Below are 17,434 nucleotides of genomic sequence, written 5' to 3'. Positions count from 1 at the left end.
TAAGTTAAGATGATGACGAATTTGTTCACACATTTTCCTGAGGCCGCACTTAAGGCGGAAGCAGAAACCTTTGAGACGCTGTTATCTCAGCCAAACGTGCAGATTGAACGTATCATCTCTAGCGGGCAATCAAGCCCGCCAGATTTTTGGTACTGCCAGCCGCAAAATGAGTGGGTCATCGTTTTACAGGGTTCTGCCGGTTTGCGGTTCGAGGATGAACCTGAGGTGCGGATAATGAATATCGGCGACTTTGTGAATATTCCGGCACAACGTCGCCATAGGGTTGAATGGACAGATCCCAACACGCCGACCGTTTGGTTGGCTGTCCATTATGGATGAATCAGTCTAGGGGTTTCAGGACCAATGGAACGAAAACGTACGATAGCAGGGTAACGATAGTCTTGGGAAAAACAAAAAACAAGATAGGTCCAGCTCTGGATTCGGTTCCATCGCAAGGTGATTAAAATAAAATTTAAAACGATCCTAACTGGGCTGACAATCATTTTAAAAACATGCTAGGTCTTACAGGTGGGCGTTATAAGGAAGCTTTACGGAAAGCTGTGGACGATCCAGCATCATGGCGAAAGCTAATGAAGCAAAGATGCACTGCTTGTCATTAAAGGAGTTCTATTTTGAACGTTATTTATATTGTTTTTATTTACGTTATGTGGTTTTTTACATTTAAATTTTTGAGCTGTAAATGCAAGTGGTTAAATACAATATATTCAATCATACCTGCATTTTTAACGGTTTGTTTGGTTAGCTGGCTATTTTGTTAGTTGTTTGCAATATTTATAGGTTACAGAAAGGAGGGGAGATACGCCATCAGTGACGTTGTCATTGCATTATGTTAAATACCCCAGCATTAATGGGGAGATAAAGATAACCCAAAGGAGGAAATGTTGACCGAGTCGGCAGAATTGCTAGCCACGATTCAATCACTTGAGGTTAAATTGCACCAGCCCGTGACACGCACTAATGCAAGCGCAGTCGGTGCATTATTGCATGATGACTTTGAAGAGATTGGGCGTTCAGGCCAGTGCTATGACAAACAGCAAACTGTGACCGCACTTTTACGAGAACATGGCCAGGCTGAGATTTTTTCCGAAGGGTTCATGTTGGCCACCATTGCCGAAGGCGCTGTGTTGCTGACATACCGAAGTTTTCATCGCAGTGCTGATGGCGTTGTTACTGGCTGCACATTGCGATCGTCGATCTGGGTGTTATCTTCAGAAAATGGTAGCGACCATTGGCAAATGCGTTTTCACCAGGGTACTCCGACGGTCGACGCCAGATAGTGCTTTTTCCTTTACATAGAAGAACTCAGGATTGATGTGCGGATTTCTTGGTTGATTAAGCACAGTTTGGCGGTGCGTTTTGATGAAATCTGCAGGGTGAATTGTAGCCACCGTTCCTCAGATTTCACGTAGCGCGATCAAAAAAGAAGGGGGTTTTTGAACAATTCGCGCCTATTTACAAGCAGTGATGTCATTACGGGTGCCAGGTTTATCTTTCAGCGATACGCAAAGGTTACATAGTTGGCCTTCATATAAGGCATCGCGACCTGGCAGAGAGCCGTCATTCAGAATGTTCAAAACTGTCGCAATGTTAGAAATGCACAGTGGCCATGTCTAGAACTGCCGAAGGTTGAAAGACCAAGAGCAGAACCATTTATTGCAGAGCATAAGTCGGATTGGCTATGCGCATTGAAACACAAGCGAGTGTTGCGACCCTAGCGGAATGGAAGAAATGGGAGATGTTAGTCTCAATCATAGCCAACAATTAAACCTTCGTAGAAGAACGTCATATCTTAAGAAACACGGGCAAGAATTGAAGGTGAGGTGGGATGCAATCAAGACAGATAGCCTGGTGCGTAATCATCAATACAATTTAACATAATATACATTATGCGCACCAAGGTGGTGGTACGTAGAATCTGGGCTTTTGGCCTTTGTCATGGCTTTCACCCATATAATGCTTCAGGCTGATCTTTGCGCCAACCACACTGTACGTCCTCCGCATTCAGGATCTTCGAAAACCGTCTTCAGGACATCAAAACCATTTTCATGCAGCAACTGCCGGTACTCTGTTGGTGCCAAACTTGAATGATACAGCGGCTCCCCTTGAAACATACCAATGGCTTCGCCATCACTGGTGCCACTGGTAAACATCAATACCGCTTTGCTTTTGGCATGCGCTGCGAAAATCGTAAACATCCGGCGTTGGTCATCTCGCGGCAAATGGAAAAAACTATCCCAGGCAATCAGCCCATCAAACATTTCACTGAGCGCCAATGTGCGCATATCCATCACACGCCACTGTTGATGTGGGAGTTTTTTCTGACATGCATCAATCATCGATTGCGAACTATCAATCCCCATCACGTCAAAACCCCGCTGAGTAAAATACGCAGCGATTGGCATTCCATTTCCACATCCGATATCCAGAATCCTACCGGTGGCTGGCACTAAACTCAAAAACCTGTCCAACCATGGCTGCTCAAAGAGATCCGTTGAACGTAGTTTTCCCCAGGCTTCTGCATGCCGTTCGTATAAAGCCATGATGCTCCCGGCTGAAAAATGTGTCATTTGCCCTCCCATACTTTCAACATATGCTTGAATCCTATACGTAATGACCAACATGTTATGATGACCGGGCATTGATTTGCCGCAAATCACGGCTCATGGCTTAAATATAGCCTCAAAACACCCTCTTTTTAGATCGCGCTACGTGAAATCTGAGGAGCGGTGGCTACATTCTCCTTGCAGACTTCATCAAAACGCACCGTTCTAATCCGCTACCGAAGGCATAAAACCAGGCTTTTACCCTGGCTGCGTATCAGGATGCCTGACCCAATATATGCATTCCAGCTGTCAACAATGCCATTTATATTTGTGACGTTGTAACATGGCTATCAACCATGGGGTGTCTATGTAGGCTATGCATTTATGACCTATTACGGCGTAATAACAACTTAATCAAGGTTACGCAGAATGGGATTGCGTGACAGTGTCACTCACCCCATTCTGTTAATCACTCTATAAATAACCGTTTACCAGCAAGACCTTAGATCACATATGAAAGCAAGAAAGTCATGCCCAGTGCCAATACCGAAGCGATAAAGGTTGCTGTGGTGTAGTACTTGAAGGTTTCATTTAACGTTGCGCCACAATATTGCTTCACCAACCAGAATAGCGAATCCGTCACGATGGTACAGCCTATAGCACCAGACCCAATGGCAATCGTCACAATCTCCGGGCTCACATTGGGATAAAGCGACAACATTGGCGCGACAATGGCCGTCGCCCCCATCATGGCTACGGTGGCTGAGCCCACGGCGGCATGCAAAATAAGCGCGACTAACCACGCCAGCAGAATCGGATGCATATGCAGGTTGGACAGCATCACTGCCAGGGTGTCAGCTAAACCGCTGGTTTTCAAAATGCTATTGAATGCTCCGCCAGCACCGATGATCAACAAAATATTGGCGATGGAAGAAAAACCGGTTTCTGTGTGGTTTAACAGGGCGCTCATCCCCATATGTCGACGGATCCCAAGCACGTAGTAAGCCACGAACACAGCAATAAACATGGCGATAATCGGGTTACCGATAAACTCCATGGCAGCAAACAAGTGCCCTTCTTTATTCATATTCAGTTCGGCGACCGTTTTGACAAGCATCAACACGATCGGCAGCAAAACGGTAAACAAGGTTGCGCCAAGGGATGGCAATGTATGTTCTTCCCGCACGGCCAGATTGGAAAACTCTGGTGGTACCGCTTTAAACGGCAGGCGCTTGCCCAGCAACTTAGGAACAGCGGCCCCCCGACCAATGACGCCGTCAGCCCGACGATCAGCCCATAGACAATCACCGTGCCTACGTCTGCGCCCAGCTTGTTCGTTACAAACAACGCTGCTGGATGAGGAGGAACAACGCAGTGCACCGCCATCAATGCAGTACACAGAGGGATCGCCAGCTTTAGCAATGAGGTTCCCGTTTTTCTGGCGATGGAGAATGCCAGCGGGATCAGCAAAACGACCCCCACCTCAACAAATAGGGTGATGCCGCAAACCAAACCGACCAACACCATAATGACATCGACAGAAAGCCAACGGCAGCGCTGTAGCGCAATACCAATTCGCTCTGCCGCCCCAGAAACCTCCATCATCTTGCCTAGGATGGTACCCAACCCGATGACGGCCGCCAAAAAGCCCAAGGTGCTGCCGATGCCGTTTTCGATGGCATTGACCATATCAATCGGCCCCATGCCCATCATGCCGCCGACAAAAAAGCTCGCGAGCAACAACGCCAAAAACGGGTGAAATTTAAACCTAACGATAGTCAAAATGATAAGCGCAATACTCGCGATCAGCGTGACAGCAACCCAAACGTGTGAATCCATAGCCTCTATCCCCTGCAATTAACCTGCCTTCATTGGACAGGAAAACGACGAACGGTGACAAACGATAAAAATCCACGCTCACATGAGTAAAACAGAATCAAACGAGTGACTTACGCCAAGAAATGGTGCAATTTAGCGACATGGGTCAAGTTTGCTCACCAAACAAGTGCGTTAAGCGAAGATATTTTTTAAGCTCCAGGGGGCGTTATGGCGGCAAATCACCCGTTAACGGGTCAGCATCGTTCACTTAATGGTTGGCAATTATCACGGTTGTATACCTTTGAAGTGGCAGCGCGTCATGAATCATTTGCGATGGCAGCTGATGAGCTTTCGGTCAGCCCTAGCGCCGTCAGTCATAACATTAATCAGCTTGAGGCGAATCTGGGTATTCAGCTGTTTGTCCGCTCTCATCGTAAGGTGGAACTCACCACAGAAGGCAAACGGGTTTTTTGGGCGCTGAAATCGTCGTTCGGTACTCTGAACCAAGAGATTTTGGATATCAAAAATCAGGCGTTGTCCGGGTCATTAACCGTTTACTCACGGCCATCGATCGCTCAGTGTTGGATCGTGCCGGCACTGGCGGATTTCTCTCGCCGTTACCCTGCCATTAATCTGACGATTCTAACCGGCAATGAAAATGTGAACTTCCAGCGGGCGGGGATCGATCTGGCGGTGTACTTTGATGCGACGCCGTCTTCACAGCTGCATTATCAATACCTGATGGACGAGGCGATCATCCCCGTATGTAGCCCGGAATATGCCAATAAATTTGAGCTGGTCAACTTTCCAGGCAACCTTTCCCATTGCACCTTACTCCATGATAGGCAAGCCTGGAGCTATGACTCCGGCACCGATGAATGGCACAGTTGGGCTCAGCATTTCGGCGTGAATCTGGATACCTCTCCGGGAATAGGATTCGATCGTTCCGATTTGGCAGTCACAGCAGCGATGAATCACGTCGGCGTTGCTATGGGCCGTAAACGCTTGATCGGTAAACAACTCAGTACCGGTGAGCTCGTGGCACCCTTCCCCAAAATGGCGTTGAAATGCGATCAGCACTACTATGTGTCGACCCTTTCCGACCGCCAGTGGCCAAAAATAGATGCGTTCATTGTTTGGCTAAAGGCATTGGGAGAGCACCCCCTGTAATTAGCGACGCCGCGTAGAAATGATACCCGAAAATAATGCCACACGTCGTAAAGCAGGCGTTAATTTCCCTTGTTGATTGTTTCTTCAATTAACGTGGCATTACCGGTGAAAAATTCACCGGTAAAGATATAACACCAATTTTATTGCCAGTATTATTTATCAATGTAACCAAGGTGTCTTTTAATGGTGAAAATGGTTGATAACGTGAGATGAATGGCATTTTACTTTGCGAATTAGCTCGGTATGCATAAAATGTTTTAACATTTACGGCATAAAACAGTACAATCCTGCCCGTTAATATCGCGCTATTTTAGGATATATGTGTCGTTAATTCGAACTGCCACATCGCGAAGTTCTCTCCCTGCCTGTTTGGGGATTTTTGCGATCCTGATGTTGTTCATTGCCCCGGTGATCTCTCGATCGCTGGAGCATGCACGTGTCGGGCAGTCTGAATCTACGGGTATGCCTGATTGCGGTATGGATATGTCGATGCCCATGCATCATGAGCCGCCGCAGGATCAGACCAGTAAGGCCAGCTCGCACAGCATGCCGATGTCCATGCAGACCGGCAGCCATAATATGGCGATGATGATGGATGACAGCGCCTGTGGATATTGCGTATTACTTATCCATGTACCGCTGTTGGACCTGGCTTATTCCCCTCTGTTTTGGTCAGGATCGTTGCTGTCGCGCGCGCCACCGGCCCATTATATCTTTCCATTATTCGCCCATGTGATTCACGCTGAGTCGCAACCCCGCGCTCCACCAGCATCACTTCCTCTGATTTAAAAAATTAATAGACCGCAGCCAAATGACGCCTGTTGAAACTATTCAACCAGGTGGGTTACTTATGCCTATAAATTCCACCGCTGCCAGTCATTATTCATCACCCCCCTTCTGACGTTATTTTTTACGCCGGAACTGGGCCAACCCTTTATTAACGGCGGCGTTATGCTCCGGGCGTACTCACGCCTCAATAATACCCGGTTGTGATGAAAACTATTTTTAGCGTCGAAATTTGCATTAAGGAACGATGATGTTCGGAAAAACCAAAAACTATACCAAGCGCCCTCTGTCACTGCACATTAGCGCGGCAATGCCCCTGTTTCTTCTGTCGGCCTTTAATACGCATGCAGCAGAACAGCACCAGCATGACTCGGCGGTTAAAAAGAATGACGGTGACGTGATCACCGTGACTGCACCGCTCTATTCCCCCATGACCATAGTGACATCACCGAAAACGCCACGCCAGCCGGTACCCGCCAGTGATGGCTCGGATTATCTGAAAACCATCCCTGGCTTCTCGCAGATCAGAAATGGCGGTACCAATGGCGATCCGGTGTTCCGCGGCATGTTTGGCTCACGGCTAAAGATTCTCACCGACGGGGGGGAAATGCTGGGTGCCTGTCCAGCAAGAATGGATGCCCCAACCTCGTATATTTCACCAGAAAGCTACGACGTGCTGACCATCACCAAAGGCCCACAAACGGTACTCTGGGGGGCGGGTTCATCGGCAGGCACCGTGCGTTTTGACCGCGAACGCCCGCGCTTTGATCAACCGGGTATCAAAGGCAATGCCAGCGTGTTGGCCGGTTCTAATGGGCGCTGGGATGAAAATATCGATGCCAGTCTGGGGGGCGAACAAGGTTATCTGCGCCTGATGGGCAACAAATCCCGCGCCAACGATTATCAGGACGGTAATAGCGAGCGCGTGCCGTCGCGTTGGGACAAATGGAATGGCGATCTGGCCATTGGCTGGACGCCAGACAACGACACCCTGCTGGAAGTGACCATGGGCCGCGGCAATGGAGAGGCCCGCTATGCTGGCCGCAGTATGGACGGATCACAGTTCAAGCGTGAAAGCCTCGGGATGCGCGTGGAGAAATCCAATATCGGCGAGGTGTTAGATAAAGTGGAAGCTCAGGTGTATTACAACTACGCCAACCACATTATGGATAACATGACCCTCCGCTCTCCAGGGCAAGGCGGTATGGCAATGGGGCATATGGGGATGTCCATGCCAATGCACAGCGCCGGTATGGCCATGCAGTTGGATCGACGTACCGTCGGCGGCCGCGTGATGGGCACCTGGTTGTGGCAAGATTTCAAGCTGGAAAGCGGTATGGACACCCAAACGAACACGCACCGCAATAAACAGGGCAACGATTGGCAAAAAGATGCGCAATTCCATAACTACGGCGCCTTTGGCGAGCTGACCTGGACCGCAACGGAACAAAGCAAGGTTATCAGCGGTGCTCGCATCGATCGCAGCCTGGTCGATAACGATAAATACGGTAATGACACTGAGCGTTCAGACACATTGCCGAGCGGGTTTACCCGTATCGAGCATACCTTATCTGGCCTTCCGCTGATGGTGTACGCCGGGATAGGCTATACCGAGCGGTTCCCCGACTATTGGGAGCTGTTCTCTCCGACCTTTGGCCCGAACGGCAGTAAAAACCCGTTTGATAGCGTGAAGAGCGAAAAGACCACGCAAATCGACATTGGCGCGCAGTATACTGACAAACGCTTTAACAGCTGGGTTTCGGCATACCTTGGCCATGTGAATGACTTTATTCTGTTCAAGTATGATCCGCACCACGCGCGTATCAGCCAGGCCGATAACGTCAACGCCACAATTATGGGTGGTGAGATGGGTATGGGTTACCAACTGACCGAACATTGGAAAACGGATGCCAGCCTGGCCTATTCCTGGGGTAAAAACACCACGGATAACCAACCGTTGCCGCAGATCCCACCGTTGGAAGCACGCTTTGGTTTGACCTATGAGCGCGGCGACTGGAGCAGCACGGGCCTTTGGCGTGTGGTTAGCAGCCAGCATCGCGTAGCGATCAACCAAGGTAACGTTGTGGGCAAAGACTTTGCCGACAGCCCTGGCTTTGGCGTACTTTCTGCTAATGTGGCGTATAAGGTTAATCCACATGTCAAACTCAGCACGGGTCTGGATAATATCCTCAATAAAACCTACAGCGAGCACCTCAACCTGGCGGGTAACAGCACCTTCGGTTATTCATCCAATACGCCGGTCAACGAGCCTGGGCGCACACTCTGGGCCAAGGTTAATGTAACCTTCTAAGCAGAACCGGGCGATGCGCCGTCATCGCCCGGCAAATACCCCTCAGGGTACATTATCAATGTAGGCTGTGTCTTCGCTCCCAGGCACGTTGAATTGCCTGGATGAACCCTGAATAATGTCTTATGTTTTCTCTCCCACCTTACTACAACAAGGCGCAGCAATACGCCACGACAGAATGTTATCCTGTCGCGTCAATAAATTCACATTAGAAAAATGAGAGAATCGGTGTCATTCCTCGTGCTGAATCCCGAACCGAATATAATAATATTTTCATTTTCCATTGGTTCTTTCCGGTAAAAACCACTCATTATTCATTGGTATTTTTAGAAAGACATTTTTGTCGATTGAAAATAGCAATGGCTATTGCATTTCATGCGTCAGGCTATAATCATGTAAACCTAATAATTCAAAAGCTCAGCATTACGGAATCGTTCCCATCAGAAATATATTATAAAATAAATTTCTCCAACCTTTCCGACCAGTCCTAAAACCTTAAGAATTCGGCACTTAATCTTATGGATCATGGCATTTGAATAAGTCAAATTCGCAACACGAATAAACTGGATTCACTCTAAAGTGCAGATTAATTTGACTGGTTAATTAGCATTTTACGGCATATATCACCGAATCAATCGATCGAGATTTCATATCGAAGACCAAATTTTAATAGACACCACCTATCGTTAGGTTGATTTAAGATCGGTTTAAACAACCTGACATTCAACATTCGAGTCATTATAGTGAGCCCCACAAAAATATAGATTTTAAAAATCAATAAAAACCCTACAAATAAAGACGACGCTATCAAGTTAATACGGCACGCCTTTGTGTTTTTTTCCTGAAAACAACGCGGAAAGATTGGGATTTTTATGATTTGTAAATTTATTTCAATAACGGTAATGAAAGCGAAAAATAGCATGACAATCCCTTCGGGAATGTCTCTCGGCCTATGCTTTCTATTGTCTTCTTTATTTCCTGCGCAGGCAGCATCAATCAGAATTTCTCCGGTTAATATCGAGATGCAGGCGTCGCAGAAGGCAACCGCCTTGAACCTAACAAACTCTGGCACTGAAGCCGTCAGTTTGCAGTTACGCGCCTTCGCCTGGTCGCAGCAAAATGGGCAGGATCATCTTGCTCCAACCTCAGAACTCATGATTAGCCCCCCCGCCGTCACCGTACCTGCGGGCGCTTCTTATACCGTGCGTGTGGCACGTACTGCCGTGGCCCCAGCGTCTTCTGAGTTAAGTTATCGTTTACTGATTGATGAATTACCCCGCCCGGTTGATCCAAGAACGTTCAATCCAGGTATTTCAATGATACTGCGGACTTCCCTTCCGGTTTTCGTGGTTGACGACAAAGCCTTCGCCCAACTGGTCTGGCGCACCTGGCAAGATGCCAACGGAATACATGCCGAAGTCCACAACACCGGTAAGCGTCACGCCAAAATCAGCCAACTCACACTGAGCGTCAACAACGTTCCCGTCAGCTTTGGCGCGGGTTTAAACGGCTATGTTCTGGCGGGGACATCACGGACGTTCACCGTGACGCAGCCAAACGCACGGGTGAAACTGACAAAAGGTCAATCAGTCACCCTGAGGGCCAAGGATGGCTACCTGCCGATTGAAGAAACGCTGTATGCGCAGTAATCCAAATTCGTGCCCTTGGTATGGTGCACTGAACAAGGCGATGATTGGCTTGCTGTTCAGCGCTACACCTCTGGCTTTTGCCAGCCAGATTGAACCCGGGCACCTCACGGGCACCCAATCGCTGCTTTTAGCCGTTACCCTCAATGGGTCATCCACCGGAGAACTGCTTGCGGTTCAGCGTTTTCCCGATGGGCATTTCAGCGCGTCTGCGGGCGATTTACGCCTTTTACGTATAAAAGTGCCTGCCGCTATTGCGGATACGGCACCGCAGGCGCTAAACGAGTTGCCTGGCATCCGCGTGCAATATAATGAAGCAACGCAGACATTGGCATTGTCGATCCCTGAGAGCCAATTGAACGCCTACGCGGTCAATATTGGTGAAGCGAATCTGGCACCTGACTTCTCGCAGATCAGCGCCGCGCCAGCGGCCATTCTAAACTACGGGGTTTACCACAGCCGCACCGAGGGTAAAAATCAGTTGGCCGGTTCGGCCGAGGCCTTGTTTACCGGGCGAATGGGCGTGGTTTCAACCAGTGGATCGTATAACAACAGTGGTAACTATAACGGCAGCAAACAGGTACGCCTGGATAGCTACTGGCGCTATATCAACCCCGAGAGCGTACGGGCTTATACCGCCGGTGACTTTGTCAGTAATGCCTTAGCCTGGAACAGTAGCGTCCGACTGGCCGGTTTCCAGTGGGCCAGCGCCTTCGATCAACGCTCAGATTTGGTCACGGTCGCCTTGCCGGAGTTCTCCAGTTCTGCGGCATTACCTTCCACGCTCGACTTATTTGTCAACCAACAAAAGGTTTACTCAGGCGCTGTGCCTTCAGGCCCTTTTGATATCAAATCACTGCCTTATGTCTCGGGGGGAAATGTAACCCTGGTCGCGACCGATGCTACCGGTCGGCAAATCACCACCACTCAGCCTTACTACTATACCGCCAGCTTGTTGCAGCCAGAGCTGTTCCAATTCTCGCTGGACGTTGGGGTTCCCCGTTTTAACTACGGCAGCAAAAACGACGATTATGACAACACGCTGTTTGCTGCCAACTCCCTGCGTTATGGCTTAAGCCGATCAGTCACACTGGAGAGTCACAGCGAATTCTCCGCTGACGGGCTGGCTAACCTGGGGGGCGCGGTATCTCACGGACTGGGTGGTTACGGCGTGATCAGCAGTTCCTGGTCAGCCAGCCGTTATGAAGACTATACCGGCCAAAAAACCAGCGTGAGTATTGAAGGCCGTATTGCAGGCGTGCAGATGTATGCCGGTACGGTGCGTACCTTTGAGGACTATTTTGACCTCGCGCGGGTATCCAACACCCGCCTGGCACGCAGAAACACCCTAAACAGAGTGGCAGACAAGACGGATTACTGGCTGGCCAATACGGCCCAAGCCAGCGTTATCGACCGCCTCGGTGTCAATATGACGCCGTTCGATCGGCTTTCAACCAACATGAGCTACAACCGCATCGTCAGCCAGAGCGACGAAACACGCACGCTCAATTTGTCTGTATCGCGGGCGTTGAGCCAAAGCAGCACGTTGTCCGCCAACCTCTATTCGGATCTTAATCACAGCGGCCGGTATGGCGCCTTTCTGACGCTCAATATCTTTCTTGGCGGCAATATCAACGCCGCGGCGGGGATCAGTCGTGACAACGGGGTGACCGGCTTTAGTCAACGCATTTCCGGGGTGGCCGATCAGCGTCAGGGAGCCGTTGGTTGGGGTGTCGCCAATACGACGTATCAAGGCAAAGACGATCAGCGGAACGCTTACATGAGCTATCGCGCAGCTCTGGCTCAGTTACGCGCCCAGATCAATCAGTACGGTTCTGCCACCAGCAGTGAGTTTTCGGCCGAAGGGGCATTGCTGGCCAGTGACAGCGGTATGTTTGCCACCAACAAAATTGGCGATGCCTACACCATTGTGAAAAATGCCGGCCCACATGTCGACGTACTTCAGGGTGGCGTGCGTATGGCGACCACGAACAGTAATGGCAGTGCACTGCTGCCCGATACCCGCCCTTATTACAACCAAAGTGTGTCTATCGATCCTGCGACCTTACCGGACGGTTGGGAAGCTGCCGCCACCGAGCGTACGGCGCTGTCAGGCTATCGCCAAGGCGCGGTGGTTGACTTCGGAACCCGAATCAACCATGCCGCAATCGTCCTTCTGCAGGATCGCCATGGGCAGCCTATCCCGCCGGGCTACCCGGCGCGTCAGGATAACGGCGACGTTAGTCTGGTCGGCTATGAAGGGCAACTCTATGTAAAAGGCTTAGTGGCACACAACCGCGTGACCGTCGATCTCGGTGCTGCCGGTCAGTGTTCCGCTCGCTTTGATTATGACCTTAAGGGTCCGGTTCAACCCATGATTGGCCCAGTGAGGTGTGAATGAAAATGCCGTTATCTTCCCCCGTTGTAACTTGCAGGTTGCGGCCCGGCACGGGGAAAACGCTTTGGAGTTACAGCCTGGGGATCTTGCTGGTGAGCAGCTCACTGGTCGTGCCCACCTCCGTTCAGGCCGAGATTTCATCGCCATCCTGTCAGTTCACCGGCGGCCAAATGAACCTTGGAACCTATTCCTCCACGGCTGCGGTCGACAGTGCCCAGACAATTGGGTTTAGCTGCGCAGTAGGTTTCTCATGGGGCGATCCCGATCCGCGTGCAACCTTCAGGTTGTGCCTGACGATGGGGGAAGATCCGGGAAACCAGGCAGGTTACCAGCCCTGGCGCTATCTGAAGAACAATAACGTGACCGGCACCGGTGAAGCGTATCTGGCCTATAACCTGTATGCCGACAGCGCGCACTCGCAAATCCTGATGCCCGAGAATGCCGGAACGCCTCTGGTCGTCGACTTTACGCTGTCTGCCGGGAACGGCAGCACCTATGTCAGCAACAATGGCAGTATCCCCATTTATGCACGGATTGCCAGCGGCCAGGGTGCCTTGCCGGCCAACATTTACCACAGCTATAACCCCCCGTTTACCCTGCGTTTTCAGGCCGTAAGCGGTGGGACTCCGCCCGCAACCTGTGACGGCGGCTCGTCCACCACCACCTCTGGCGGTATCCAAATCATTACACAGGTCACGGATAGCTGCAGCCTCAGTACGCGTGGCGTCAATTTTGGCACCCTCGATGACGTTGGCCAGCTTAAAACGGCGCGCTTCGCTGAAGGGGCGGTAACCGTACAGTGCAGTTCAGGCAAGCCTTATACCCTCTACCTGGGGAGTGGTAACAATCCTGCCTCTGATGGATACCGGCGAATGGCCAACGCACAGGCGCAGCTTCCCTATCAACTCTACCAGGACAGTGCCCACACCCGAGTTTGGGATGAAACAGGCGGCACAACGCAAACCGGCGGGATAGGCGGTCTCAGTGGTGCAGGCAACGGTGCCAGCCAAACGCTAACGATCTATGGACTTATTCCGGCGGGGACCCCGGTGCCTGGTAACGTCGGGACTTATTCGGACACGGTGATGGTCACCGTAGCCTACTGAACAGCCGCTTCTGCGGTTCGTTATTTATCAATACTCAAAGGGAGTTTTCCATGCGCAATACATTCGTACCTTTCGCCATTCTGTCCAGTCTGGTTGCTACGCCGGTTATGGCCGCCACGACAACGGCAACACTTACCGTACAGGCAGTCGTTCAGTCTTCCTGCTATCTGGATTCTAACGCGGGCTCGACCCTGGGCAATGCCCTGCTCGATTTCGGCACCCTTTCCAATCTGGAAAATAATGTCGATGCCGAGGCGACCACGGCCGGTTCGGCCCTGTCGATCATTTGCACTAACGGTACCACTTATGACGTTGCGGCAAACCTTGGCAGCAATGCCGACGACCAGCAACGTCAAATGGCGAATGGCAGCAATCGCCTGCCGTACAACCTGTTCTCAGATAACGCGCGCAGCACGCAAATTGCCAATGGCACCACCTTCGCTAGCGGAACGGGTAATGGTCTGTCGCAAAACATCAATATCTATGGCCGAATCCCGGCAGGCACCGCGCTACCAAGTCCAGGAAACTATCTGGACACAGTGACTCTGACAGTGACTTACTAAGATATTTTCACCGCCTCAGCCCCCTGGGGCGGTGAAAAAGAACGGTTTTGGTTAGGAAAGAAGCAATGACACAAATATCAGCAACATTGGTTGATTTCACCGCGAGCATGAAGCACATATTTCCTCAGTTTTTGGAAACTGTCCCTATGCCCATAAAAATGACCCACTATTTCTCAGAGAAGAATCTGACTGATTTCACGCATGATTATCAACACCACAGTAAAAGCATTATCATTTTTTACCTTTCCGATCGTCTCAGTAATCTTGATAGGGAAAAAAGTGTGATAAGCGATTTTCGAATGCTCAACCCAAGACAGACGGGCTTTATCATCTCTGGTGGCGACACTTTGATCATTCGAAATCTTATTACCTCCCTGCCGTACGTGTTGCTGCACAAGGATGAGCCGACCCCCATTCTTGCCTATTATCTGATGCAAGGCTGTTGCAATAGGTATGTACACAGCCCATTAATCAACAAAATCAATGAAATGGAGATTCAGCCTCCGTTAAAAGCACGGGTGCAATATCTCAATGATAGAGAGAAAGCGGTTATGTATGACTTTTTGATGGGGATGCAGTTGGAGGCTATTGCCCAGAAACGGCAATCACCCAAAAAAACCATTGCCAGCCGTAAGTACAGCGCCATGAGAAAACTGGGCATTGATAATAAAATGCAGCTACTGCTGTTAGATCCAGAATGGTTGACGCTCAGCGAACCGACCGAAGCCATCAGCAGCGATGCTTCTTTGAGCAATACGGCATCCAGAAGAATCACTCGGCCGCGTTCAAAGCAGAAGCGGCCAAATTGGTGAGCGAGCAAGGATATACGGTGAATTAACCAGCCTCAACAAGGCATCCGTGCCCCCCGTTTGAAAGTGGATAACGGGAGCCCGTGGCCAAAGCAAAATTACATTGAATTAACGTCTTTGAGATTACAATGTTGGGGCAGCGACTACACATGCCAACACCGGGGTTAGCGTCAAAGCCACTCGCCCCAACATTGTTCCCACCGCGCCTTGCTGAAGGGCATACTCCCTCCCTAAGTGTTATTGCTTCCAATCCCTAAACTCGCTAAGATCACTTAAAATAAATTTTAAATATTAAACAAAATGAATAAATCTGAGTCGACCCCAGATGCCCGTTTCCTGAATTTACCCGCGGGCTATTTTGGCATGGTTTTGGGTATCATTGGTGCAGGCTTTGGGTGGCGTTATGCCGCCACTATTCTGCCTGTCCCCGCTTTTGTCGGCGAAGGGCTGGTGATCATCGCTACCCTCATCTGGTTTCTGTTGAGCTGCGCTTTTATATACCGGTTATGGCGTTTTCCTCTCAGCGTGAAAGCCGAGATTAAACATCCCCTCATGAGCAGCTATGTCAGTTTATTCCCCGCCACGACTATTCTGGTCGCCATTGGCATTGTGCCCTGGTGGCGTTCACTCGCCGTCGCTATGTTCACGGTGGGGGCCGTGGCGCAGCTGAGCTATGCCGCCTGGCAAAGTGCCGGCCTGTGGCGAGGAACACACCCTGCTGAAGCCACTACCCCTGGGCTCTACTTACCCACGGTCGCCAATAACTTTATCAGTTGCATGGCTTGCGGAGCACTGGGGTTCCAGGATCTGGGTCTGCTGTTCCTCGGGGCGGGTGTCCTTTCCTGGCTGAGCCTGGAACCGGCTATTTTACAGCGCCTGCGCAGTCACGGGGAAATGCCGGAACCGGTACGGCTTTCTCTTGGTATTCAATTGGCACCGGCGTTGGTCGCCTGTAGCGCCTGGCTGGCGGTTAATGGCGGTGAGGCGGACGTACTGGCCAAAATGCTTTTTGGCTACGGTCTGCTGCAGCTGTTGTTTATGGTCCGCCTGTTCCCCTGGTATCTGAAAGGCCCCTTTAATCCCGCATTCTGGAGCTTTTCATTCGGGCTTTCTGCGCTCGCCACAACCGCCCTGCATTTGGGGCATGCCAGTCACGGGGGGATATTACCCACCCTCGCCTTGCCCCTTTTCATCTTCAGCAATGTTCTGATCGGCCTGTTATTCGTTCGTACACTGATTTTGCTGTTTCAGGGTGACTTACTGAAATACGCTAAACATCCCTAAAGGCAAGGCAAGGAGAAGGCTCTCAGCTTACCGACGCGACAATATGTTCGCGCAACCATTGGTGTGCCGGGTCACGGTGGGAACGCTCATGCCACAGCATTGCCATTTCGAACCCCGGAATCTCAACGGGCGGTTCAACGACCTGCAAGGCGCTATTATTACGCACCAGGCGTGAAGGCAGCATCGCCACCAGCTCTGAGCTTGCCAACACCGACATCACAAACAGGAAGTGTGGCACAGAGAGCACGACTCTTCGGCTTAACCCGGCGTCTGCCAGCACGTTATCCGTCACACCGAAAAACCCCCCGCCGTCCGGCGACACCATGACATGCTCCAGCATGCAAAACTGGGCCAGTGACGGCGTTTTTTGCAAGCCTGGGTGCCCCGCACGACCGACCAGCACATAACGTTCACTAAACAGGATCCGCTGACGCAGATTAGGCGGTGAGCCTTCACGCGTATGGAAAGCCAAATCAATCGCCCCCAGTTCTGCCTGTTTCGCAATGCGTGACGGTGCCGTTTCAATCACAGCCAAGCGGCTATGCGGCGCCGCGCTGCGTAAGCCAAGCAACGACGGTTGAACAATGGTCGACTCACCGTAATCAAAAGCGGCCACGCGCCAGATGTTGTCCGCAACCTGAGGATCAAAGGGTTTCGCAGGTGATACCGCGCGGTCCAGGGCTTCAAGCGCCAGACGCAAGGGTTCGCGCAATGCATCGCCACGCGCGGTCGGTCGCATTCCGCGTGGCCCAGGCAGCAGCAAAGGATCGTTAAAAATATCCCTAAGCCTGGCAAGATGAACGCTGACAGAAGGTTGGGAAAGGTTCAGTCGCAGCGCCGCACGGGTCACATTATGTTCAGCAAGCAAAGTATCCAGCGTGACCAGCAGATTAAGATCCAGCCGTCTGATATTATCCATGGTAATACCTGTAATATTAGAAATTCATTTCTAATATAGCTGACAACAACCTACTCTGGCCTC

Annotated in this window: 13 protein-coding genes and 1 pseudogene; 11 read left to right on the top strand and 3 right to left on the bottom strand. The window is 50.7% G+C overall.

Annotated features, from left to right (window positions below):
• The first annotated feature begins 9 nt into the window (after nucleotides 1-9).
• Together AC2FCQ_RS02715 and AC2FCQ_RS02710 are read left to right on the top strand one after the other, a co-directional pair.
• Complete coding sequence (locus tag AC2FCQ_RS02715) at nucleotides 10-339, top strand: cupin domain-containing protein (RefSeq protein WP_490307508.1); 330 nt, start codon at nucleotides 10-12, stop codon at nucleotides 337-339.
• 563 nt (nucleotides 340-902) lie between these two features.
• Nucleotides 903-1,298 (top strand): nuclear transport factor 2 family protein, encoded by a 396-nt coding sequence (locus AC2FCQ_RS02710; RefSeq protein ID WP_490307735.1) that lies wholly within the window; start codon nucleotides 903-905, stop codon nucleotides 1,296-1,298.
• A gap of 681 nt (nucleotides 1,299-1,979) precedes the next feature.
• On the opposite strand, the gene AC2FCQ_RS02705 is transcribed toward AC2FCQ_RS02710, so the two are convergent.
• Both AC2FCQ_RS02705 and dsdX read right to left on the bottom strand, forming a co-directional pair.
• A complete protein-coding gene (locus AC2FCQ_RS02705) occupies nucleotides 1,980-2,588 on the bottom strand; it encodes a class I SAM-dependent DNA methyltransferase (RefSeq protein WP_490307507.1) in 609 nt (202 codons plus the stop codon).
• 478 nt (nucleotides 2,589-3,066) lie between these two features.
• Nucleotides 3,067-4,403, bottom strand: a pseudogene (dsdX, locus tag AC2FCQ_RS02700) (D-serine transporter DsdX).
• A gap of 207 nt (nucleotides 4,404-4,610) precedes the next feature.
• Here dsdX and dsdC point away from each other — a divergent pair.
• From dsdC to tehA, 9 genes are all read left to right on the top strand, one after another.
• Nucleotides 4,611-5,552 carry a DNA-binding transcriptional regulator DsdC gene (gene dsdC, locus AC2FCQ_RS02695; protein WP_265553253.1) on the top strand — a complete coding sequence of 314 codons (942 nt, stop codon included), beginning with the start codon at nucleotides 4,611-4,613 and terminating at the stop codon, nucleotides 5,550-5,552.
• A gap of 321 nt (nucleotides 5,553-5,873) precedes the next feature.
• Complete coding sequence (locus tag AC2FCQ_RS02690; protein ID WP_265553255.1) at nucleotides 5,874-6,341, top strand: DUF2946 domain-containing protein; 468 nt, start codon at nucleotides 5,874-5,876, stop codon at nucleotides 6,339-6,341.
• Between the two features lie 307 nt (nucleotides 6,342-6,648).
• A complete protein-coding gene (locus AC2FCQ_RS02685; RefSeq protein WP_490307734.1) occupies nucleotides 6,649-8,649 on the top strand; it encodes a TonB-dependent copper receptor in 2,001 nt (666 codons plus the stop codon).
• A gap of 869 nt (nucleotides 8,650-9,518) precedes the next feature.
• Complete coding sequence (locus tag AC2FCQ_RS02680; protein WP_490307506.1) at nucleotides 9,519-10,295, top strand: fimbrial biogenesis chaperone; 777 nt, start codon at nucleotides 9,519-9,521, stop codon at nucleotides 10,293-10,295.
• Nucleotides 10,285-12,693, top strand: a complete 2,409-nt coding sequence (locus AC2FCQ_RS02675) for a fimbria/pilus outer membrane usher protein (protein ID WP_490307505.1) — start codon at nucleotides 10,285-10,287, stop codon at nucleotides 12,691-12,693. The genes AC2FCQ_RS02680 and AC2FCQ_RS02675 overlap by 11 nt, the downstream gene beginning before the upstream one ends.
• 89 nt (nucleotides 12,694-12,782) lie before the next feature.
• Nucleotides 12,783-13,796, top strand: a complete 1,014-nt coding sequence (locus AC2FCQ_RS02670) for a Csu type fimbrial protein (protein WP_490307504.1) — start codon at nucleotides 12,783-12,785, stop codon at nucleotides 13,794-13,796.
• A gap of 50 nt (nucleotides 13,797-13,846) precedes the next feature.
• Entirely contained in the window at nucleotides 13,847-14,359 is a 513-nt protein-coding gene (locus AC2FCQ_RS02665; RefSeq protein WP_265553263.1) for a Csu type fimbrial protein, read from the top strand.
• 65 nt (nucleotides 14,360-14,424) lie between these two features.
• Nucleotides 14,425-15,171, top strand: a complete 747-nt coding sequence (locus tag AC2FCQ_RS02660; RefSeq protein WP_490307503.1) for a helix-turn-helix transcriptional regulator — start codon at nucleotides 14,425-14,427, stop codon at nucleotides 15,169-15,171.
• Between the two features lie 297 nt (nucleotides 15,172-15,468).
• A complete protein-coding gene (gene tehA, locus AC2FCQ_RS02655; RefSeq protein WP_490307502.1) occupies nucleotides 15,469-16,452 on the top strand; it encodes a dicarboxylate transporter/tellurite-resistance protein TehA in 984 nt (327 codons plus the stop codon).
• A gap of 22 nt (nucleotides 16,453-16,474) precedes the next feature.
• Here the strand turns inward: tehA and AC2FCQ_RS02650 are convergent, their stop codons facing one another.
• Nucleotides 16,475-17,371 carry a LysR family transcriptional regulator gene (locus AC2FCQ_RS02650; RefSeq protein WP_490307501.1) on the bottom strand — a complete coding sequence of 299 codons (897 nt, stop codon included), beginning with the start codon at nucleotides 17,369-17,371 and terminating at the stop codon, nucleotides 16,475-16,477.
• Nucleotides 17,372-17,434: the final 63 nt, after the last annotated feature.

Source organism: Serratia sp. CoH_134_PS_4 (assembly GCF_058190535.1).
The sequence above is the reverse complement of the archived record's forward strand: the minus strand, read 5'-3'. Positions and strand labels throughout refer to the sequence as shown.

Excerpts from the sequence above, each read along its gene's own strand:
- AC2FCQ_RS02715 (WP_490307508.1), top strand. The coding sequence starts at position 10 with ATGATGACGAATTTGTTCACACATTTTCCTGAGGCCGCACTTAAGGCG.
- AC2FCQ_RS02705 (WP_490307507.1), bottom strand. The coding sequence starts at position 2,588 with ATGACACATTTTTCAGCCGGGAGCATCATGGCTTTATACGAACGGCAT.
- dsdC (WP_265553253.1), top strand. The coding sequence starts at position 4,611 with ATGGCGGCAAATCACCCGTTAACGGGTCAGCATCGTTCACTTAATGGT.
- AC2FCQ_RS02685 (WP_490307734.1), top strand. The coding sequence starts at position 6,649 with ATGCCCCTGTTTCTTCTGTCGGCCTTTAATACGCATGCAGCAGAACAG.
- AC2FCQ_RS02680 (WP_490307506.1), top strand. The coding sequence starts at position 9,519 with ATGATTTGTAAATTTATTTCAATAACGGTAATGAAAGCGAAAAATAGC.
- AC2FCQ_RS02675 (WP_490307505.1), top strand. The coding sequence starts at position 10,285 with ATGCGCAGTAATCCAAATTCGTGCCCTTGGTATGGTGCACTGAACAAG.
- AC2FCQ_RS02665 (WP_265553263.1), top strand. The coding sequence starts at position 13,847 with ATGCGCAATACATTCGTACCTTTCGCCATTCTGTCCAGTCTGGTTGCT.
- AC2FCQ_RS02660 (WP_490307503.1), top strand. The coding sequence starts at position 14,425 with ATGACACAAATATCAGCAACATTGGTTGATTTCACCGCGAGCATGAAG.
- tehA (WP_490307502.1), top strand. The coding sequence starts at position 15,469 with ATGAATAAATCTGAGTCGACCCCAGATGCCCGTTTCCTGAATTTACCC.
- AC2FCQ_RS02650 (WP_490307501.1), bottom strand. The coding sequence starts at position 17,371 with ATGGATAATATCAGACGGCTGGATCTTAATCTGCTGGTCACGCTGGAT.